Genomic DNA, 6,427 nt, shown 5'->3' on the forward strand with positions numbered 1-6,427 from the left:
TCTTATTAATTAATGTCGAACCAAAGTTTGACAGGGGTGAGCGATTCTAAGTTGATCGCCTGTTGCCATATTTGACGCACACTACGACCATCATTGGGAACGATCCGTTCCGGTGACAAATCGTAAAGTGGTTGTATGACAAATGGATATTTAAAGATATCACTGCGTGGCAGTTCAGGATCTTGCGCTGAAATGTCTTCACCAAACAAGATGATATCGAGATCTAAGGTGCGATCTTGAAATTTTTTCGCCTGCGGGTCGCGCCCCCATCGAGATTCAATCGCTCGAAGTTGCGCCACGAAATCACTCAACGAAAGCCTTGTTTCCAGCGCAACGACTAAATTATAAAAAGCCGCACTATTGAAACCAACCGATGCACATTCGTAAATGGTCGAGATCTGTAGATGATTTCCGATGGTCGACAATTCCTCGATGGCCGCTTCGATATGTTTGCGTCTTTCAATATTAGAACCGACGCCAACATAGACCGTCGTCATGCATGGCCTCGTTCAATGATAACGCCAACACTGGATGCCTGTGCTACCGCGCCGGGCTTTGCTAAGCGAATTTTAACCCAAGGAACGGAAAAACGCTGCATCAGAAGCTCTGCTACTTCTTCTGCAACACGCTCTACCAATAAAAAGCGACCATTTTCAATATGTGCGATCACCGCTTGACTCACTTGTGCGTAGTCTAATGCATCGCTCACATCATCACTTTTACCTGCGGGTTGATTGTCGTGCGCCATTTCGATGTCGAGCACCAACTTCTGCTTAATCTCTTGTTCCCAATCATACACGCCAATAGTCGTGATTACCGTCAGCTGCTCAATAAAGACTTTGTCCATTTTTGCGTCTCTTCCTCTAGAGGTCGGATACCCTAATTACGTAAAAAATCGTACTATTTTGCCTAATCGCGATATCATATACCCAAACTGAGTCGAGATGCGAAATCCAAAACATTTTTTTGCTTTTCATCATGGTTAACAATGGCTTGTGAACTTGCTTTAGGGCATTTCCACTGCAGAGGTACTTATGACACCACTCGCACTGATAATGATCATTTCTGCCTATTTACTGGGTTCGATCTCAAGTGCGGTGTTGATCTGCCGTTTATTACGCCTGCCCGATCCTCGCAATATGGGCTCAAATAACCCCGGTGCAACTAACGTATTACGCATTGGTGGAAAAAAAGCCGCCATCGCGGTACTGCTGTGTGACATGCTCAAAGGTACTATTCCCGTATGGGGCAGCTACTATTTGGGGATTGACCCCATTTTGTTAGGCCTAGTCGCCATCGCCGCTTGCCTTGGCCATATGTATCCTATTTTCTTTCATTTTAAAGGCGGAAAAGGTGTTGCAACAGCACTGGGAGCCATCGCACCGATCGGTTTAGATCTCACCGCACTTATCATATTGACTTGGATCAGCATTGCATTTTTATTTCGCTATTCATCCTTAGCGGCTTTGGTTACCGTGCTGCTCGCTCCGTTCTACACTTGGTTGATCAAACCGCAATATACCTTACCGGTAGCAATGCTGTGCTGCCTTATCGTGTTTCGTCATCACCAAAATATTAAACGGTTATTTGCTGGCACAGAACCGAAAGTGGGTGAGAAAAAAACGCTTGGTTCTTGAGCTAGCTTGGATGATGGATAAACCCGCTATCAAAGAACGTCAATGACGAATAAGCAAAAGGCCTCTTACGAAGCCTTTTTTGATTAAGCATGACCCGCTAATAAGGGAAGACTAGCTAAGCGCTTTTTTCAAGAAACGGGTCAACATGGCGGTAACGTATTCAGGTTGCTCTAAGTTACTGATATGTCCAGCATTAGCAATAACCTCTAACTCACTGCCGTGAATGACATCATTCATTAAGTAAGCCTCAAGAGGCGGACGAGGCATATCTTCAGCGCCAGCTGCAATCAACACTGGCAACCTCAATTGCTCCACCTCTTCAATCATGTCACGACGACCGAAGATCATTTTCCCCAACCGAGCCACTTCCACCGCTTGTTGACCAGTAAGCGCCGATAAATGTTGCTTGAATCCAGCCACTAATGCCGGAGATTGCTGCTCGCCATCTTTTGCAAAAAACATCGGTACAACTGCATCAACAATCGGTGATGGCACTTGCTGCATCGCCGCAATCGCATCGAGCATGGCAAAATATTTTGCATGGCTGACTTCAGGCTCTAGACCAACAAAGGTATCCATCATCACTAATGATTTCACGCGCGCAGGCGCAAGAACGGCTAACTCAGCCCCCCACATTCCACCTACAGAAAGACCAATGATAGAAAACTGCTCAATCGATAAGTGGTCCATCAAAGCCAAAATATGCTGAGCATAATCTTTCAGTGTGTTCATGGATGACGGTGCAAAATCTGACTGACCATGTGCCCATAAATCAGGCACGATACAGCGGTAGTGTTGACTCAACGCTTCCACCTGAGGTGCCCACATTGCGCTATCCCACAGATAGCTGTGACCGAAAACAAGCACTTCACCTTGCCCTTGATCCAAATAACGCATCTGGCAATCATCAATAACAAATGTCTTCATTGTGAATCCAATATTAATAAAGTAGGTTGGCATTGTAGCATTGATATGAGCGATAACAGCTCAGAGCAGAATTTAAGCAATGGCTAATTAAAATCAATACAGAACGCCACAGAAACGGAAGTACCAAAGAACAAAACGGCCTCTAAAAAGAGACCGTTGCGACACCCGCTAAATAATGGGTTTAAGTTGATCAATCGGCCAGCGAGGTGTTGCCTGCACCGCTAAATCGACTGTTTCACCATTTTTTAAACGCTGCATGCCCGCATAAGCAATCATTGCACCGTTGTCGGTACAAAACTCAGTACGCGGGTAATACACTTCGCCACCAATTTTTTTCGCCAGTACGCCAAGCTCTACGCGTAACTGCTTATTGGCACTCACGCCACCGGCAATAACAATACGTTTCATGCCAGTTTGCTCAAGGGCTCGCTTGCACTTAATCACTAAAGTGCCACACACCGCCTCTTGAAAGGCATACGCAATATCCGCTCGGGTCTGATCATCATTCTCATTAGCTGCAATCGTATTGGCTGTAAATGTTTTTAAACCAGAGAAACTCATGTCTAACCCTGGTCGATCCGTCATCGGACGCGGAAACTTAAAACGCCCTGGCGTTCCTTTTTCAGCCAAACGAGCCAACAATGGACCCCCGGGATAATCAAGTCCCATCAGCTTCGCGGTTTTATCAAACGCCTCACCGGCCGCGTCATCAATAGACTCTCCGAGGATCTTATATTCACCAATCCCTTTCACCTCTACCATCATGGAATGACCACCGGAAACCAGTACGGCCACAAACGGAAACGGAGGCGGATTATCTTCAAGCATCGGAGCTAAAAGGTGCCCTTCCATATGGTGAACAGGCACCGCTGGCACATTCCACGCATAAGCCAAACTACGGCCAATCGTCGCGCCAACAAGCAGCGCACCCACTAAACCAGGACCTGCGGTGTAAGCCACGCCATCAATATCCGCAGGCGTCAAATTCGCTTCAGCCATCGCTGCTTTTATCAGTGGAATGGTCTTTTTAACATGGTCTCTAGAAGCAAGCTCCGGCACCACACCGCCGTAATCGGCGTGCAGTTTTACTTGGCTGTACAATTGATGAGAAAGTAAGCCTTTCTCTTCGTCATAAATGGCGATGCCAGTCTCGTCACACGAGGTTTCAATACCAATAATGCGCATAATTTTCTCAGCACGCTTTCATCAACAATTGGAAATGGCCGCCATGTTACCCCGCCTTGGCTCCGTAAACAAATTTTGTACAGACTATAATCGACAAAGTGCTTTACAAAGCTATTGCGATCGGATTAAAATTCCGCACCATTTTTGATCAAGCTGATAACCGAGCAAACAGACAAGAAATCTTGTGGTTTAAGCCTCAAAATATCAGCGTTAACGAATAACCCCTGAGGTGAAAGGCATATGCCAATAGTTAAAGTACGTGAAAACGAACCGTTCGATGTTGCATTACGTCGTTTCAAGCGCTCTTGCGAAAAAGCAGGTATCCTTTCTGAAGTGCGTCGTCGTGAGCACTATGAAAAACCAACTACCGTTCGCAAACGCGCTAAAGCAGCAGCTCAAAAGCGTCACGCTAAGAAGCTAGCTCGCGAAAACGCACGTCGCGTTCGCCTGTACTAATAACCTTTTTCCATTAAGGAACGAGAGTTATGGCTCTAATTGATATCCTCAAAGAAGAGCAAAAATTAGCGATGAAAGCCAAGGATAAAGTACGCCTTGGCACTATTCGTTTAGCCTTATCCGCGATCAAACAACGAGAAGTCGACGAGCAGATCACTCTGAACGACGACGATATTCTTGCTGTGATGGTAAAAATGGTTAAACAGCGTCGCGACTCTGTCGCTCAATATGAAGCTGCCAATCGTCAAGATCTCGCAGATGCAGAGCAAGCAGAAATCACTATCCTTGAGGCATTTATGCCTAAGCCGTTGAGCGATGATGAAGTGAGCACATTAATTGATGATGCGATCACCCAGTCCGCTGCTGCTGGCATGCAAGACATGGGGAAAGTGATGGCTGTCTTGAAACCGCAAATTCAAGGGCGTGCAGATATGGGTAAAGTCAGCGGATTAGTTCGAACTAAACTCGCTTAAATGCCCGCATCAAATTGCATCAAGCCGTGCTATCCTCTGGAGCGCACGGCTTGTTTGTATCTAATCATTCGTTTTAATCTTTTCTTTTAGGTTTTATGGCAGGACACATCCCTCGCAGTTTTATTGATGATCTCCTTGCTCGACTTGATATTGTCGACATCATAGACGCACGTGTGAAACTTAAGAAAAAAGGTAAGAACTACGGTGCTTGCTGCCCATTCCATAATGAAAAAACGCCCTCATTTAGTGTAAGCCAAGAAAAACAGTTCTATCACTGCTTTGGTTGTGGCGTGCATGGCAACGCCATCGACTTCATGATGGAATATGAACGCCTTGAATTCGTCGAGGCCATCGAAGAATTGGCTTCTTTTGTGGGGCTAGAAGTTCCCCGAGAGCAACGCTCTAGTGGCCATTTCTCATCAGCCCCTAAAGCCAATAGTGAAGAAAAACGCACCCTTTATGACTTAATGGGCAGCATTGCGCAGTTTTACCGCAACCAACTCAAAGTTCCGGGTAATCGTCATGCCATCGAGTACCTAAAAGATCGCGGTCTTTCTGGCGAAATCGTGCAGAAATTTGGTATTGGCTATATCGCTGACGAATGGGATTTAGTGCGCAAAAACTTCGGTCAACAACAAGAAAGCCAAGAGATGCTCGTCACTGGCGGCATGTTGATCGAAAATGACAAAGGCAACCGCTACGATCGTTTTCGTGGACGTATTATGTTTCCCATTCGCGACCGCCGCGGACGAGTGATCGGCTTTGGTGGACGCGTTACGGGTGATGGAACGCCAAAATACCTGAACTCCCCAGAAACCCCCATTTTCCATAAAGGTAAAGAGCTGTATGGCCTATACGATGTCATGCAAGCCTATCGTGAACCCCCGCAAATATTAGTGGTTGAAGGTTATATGGATGTGGTGGCACTGGCGCAATATGGAGTGGACTACTCGGTTGCTTCGCTAGGAACCTCAACTACTGGCGATCACCTGCAACTGCTTTTTCGCCAAACCAATACGGTGGTCTGTTGCTATGATGGTGACCGAGCAGGACGAGAAGCGGCGTGGCGCGCACTGGAAAATGCGTTGAGTTATCTCAAAAGTGGCAATATTCTTAAATTCCTGTTTTTACCTGACGGTGAAGACCCAGATAGCTACATCAGAACCCATGGAAAAGCGGCCTTTGAACAGTTAGTGCAAGATGCTGAACCCTTATCCAAATACCTATTTACCAACCTACTGTCACAAGTTGATGTCGGTAATAACGAAGGGAAAGCGGCGCTTGAGGCGCTGGCACTACCACTGATTAATAAAGTGCCAGACACATCTCTACAAGCGCAATTGCTCAAAATATTAGGGCAAAAAACTGGGATTTATAAAAAGCCATCACTGCCAGAATCAGACAAACACCGCTCACAGCCACACAAAGAACTCAAACGCACACCGATGCGTGAAGTGATCGCTTTGCTTATTCAAAATCCAAGCTATGCTGAAATGGTACCTGATATTTCCAGCGTTCAATCCTTGCCCATACCCGGTTTAAGTTTATTAATTGAGGTACTTGAGAATTGTCAAGCGTACCCCAATATTACTACAGGCCAATTGCTTGAACACTGGCGCGGAAATAAAAACGAGACCCTTCTGTCTCGCCTCGCAAGTTGGGAAATTCCACTTGTTGAAGACAACCAAGAAGAACTATTTTTAGATTCATTGGACAAAATATTGGCTCAATGCATCGAAAAGCAAATTG

The 6,427-nt window shown here is 45.9% G+C and carries 8 protein-coding genes; 4 read left to right on the plus strand and 4 right to left on the minus strand.

Annotated elements, in window-relative coordinates:
• Positions 1-5 precede the first annotated feature (5 nt).
• Entirely contained in the window at positions 6-497 is a 492-nt protein-coding gene (folK, locus tag B9J84_RS03485) for a 2-amino-4-hydroxy-6-hydroxymethyldihydropteridine diphosphokinase (protein WP_094123539.1), read from the minus strand.
• Positions 494-847: a bifunctional dihydroneopterin aldolase/7,8-dihydroneopterin epimerase gene (gene folB, locus B9J84_RS03490; RefSeq protein WP_017047526.1), complete on the minus strand. Its 354-nt coding sequence runs from the start codon at positions 845-847 to the stop codon at positions 494-496. The genes folK and folB overlap by 4 nt, the downstream gene beginning before the upstream one ends.
• Before the next feature lie 187 nt (positions 848-1,034).
• Between folB and plsY the strand changes: the two genes are divergently transcribed.
• Entirely contained in the window at positions 1,035-1,637 is a 603-nt protein-coding gene (gene plsY / locus B9J84_RS03495; protein WP_094123540.1) for a glycerol-3-phosphate 1-O-acyltransferase PlsY, read from the plus strand.
• Positions 1,638-1,748: 111 nt separating this feature from the next.
• Here plsY and B9J84_RS03500 read toward each other — a convergent pair whose 3' ends face one another.
• On the minus strand, positions 1,749-2,597 hold the full coding sequence (locus B9J84_RS03500) for an alpha/beta fold hydrolase (protein ID WP_094123541.1): 849 nt from the start codon (positions 2,595-2,597) through the stop codon (positions 1,749-1,751).
• Between the two features lie 135 nt (positions 2,598-2,732).
• Positions 2,733-3,749 (minus strand): tRNA (adenosine(37)-N6)-threonylcarbamoyltransferase complex transferase subunit TsaD, encoded by a 1,017-nt coding sequence (gene tsaD, locus B9J84_RS03505; RefSeq protein ID WP_094123542.1) that lies wholly within the window; start codon positions 3,747-3,749, stop codon positions 2,733-2,735.
• A gap of 240 nt (positions 3,750-3,989) precedes the next feature.
• Between tsaD and rpsU the strand changes: the two genes are divergently transcribed.
• From rpsU to dnaG, 3 genes are all read left to right on the plus strand, one after another.
• On the plus strand, positions 3,990-4,205 hold the full coding sequence (gene rpsU / locus B9J84_RS03510; protein ID WP_004396009.1) for a 30S ribosomal protein S21: 216 nt from the start codon (positions 3,990-3,992) through the stop codon (positions 4,203-4,205).
• Between the two features lie 29 nt (positions 4,206-4,234).
• A complete protein-coding gene (locus B9J84_RS03515) occupies positions 4,235-4,678 on the plus strand; it encodes a GatB/YqeY domain-containing protein (RefSeq protein ID WP_094123543.1) in 444 nt (147 codons plus the stop codon).
• 95 nt (positions 4,679-4,773) lie between these two features.
• Positions 4,774-6,427: DNA primase (gene dnaG, locus B9J84_RS03520; RefSeq protein WP_094123544.1), on the plus strand; the 1,654-nt coding region annotated here is incomplete at its 3' end.

This window comes from Vibrio sp. V03_P4A6T147 (assembly GCF_002241085.1).
Classification (GTDB): Bacteria; Pseudomonadota; Gammaproteobacteria; order Enterobacterales; family Vibrionaceae; genus Vibrio; species Vibrio anguillarum.

Bases quoted from the DNA above. Each gene is read 5' to 3' on its own strand.
- folK (WP_094123539.1), bottom strand. From the start codon at position 497: ATGACGACGGTCTATGTTGGCGTCGGTTCTAATATTGAAAGACGCAAA.
- folB (WP_017047526.1), bottom strand. From the start codon at position 847: ATGGACAAAGTCTTTATTGAGCAGCTGACGGTAATCACGACTATTGGC.
- plsY (WP_094123540.1), top strand. From the start codon at position 1,035: ATGACACCACTCGCACTGATAATGATCATTTCTGCCTATTTACTGGGT.
- B9J84_RS03500 (WP_094123541.1), bottom strand. From the start codon at position 2,597: ATGCCAACCTACTTTATTAATATTGGATTCACAATGAAGACATTTGTT.
- tsaD (WP_094123542.1), bottom strand. From the start codon at position 3,749: ATGCGCATTATTGGTATTGAAACCTCGTGTGACGAGACTGGCATCGCC.
- rpsU (WP_004396009.1), top strand. From the start codon at position 3,990: ATGCCAATAGTTAAAGTACGTGAAAACGAACCGTTCGATGTTGCATTA.
- B9J84_RS03515 (WP_094123543.1), top strand. From the start codon at position 4,235: ATGGCTCTAATTGATATCCTCAAAGAAGAGCAAAAATTAGCGATGAAA.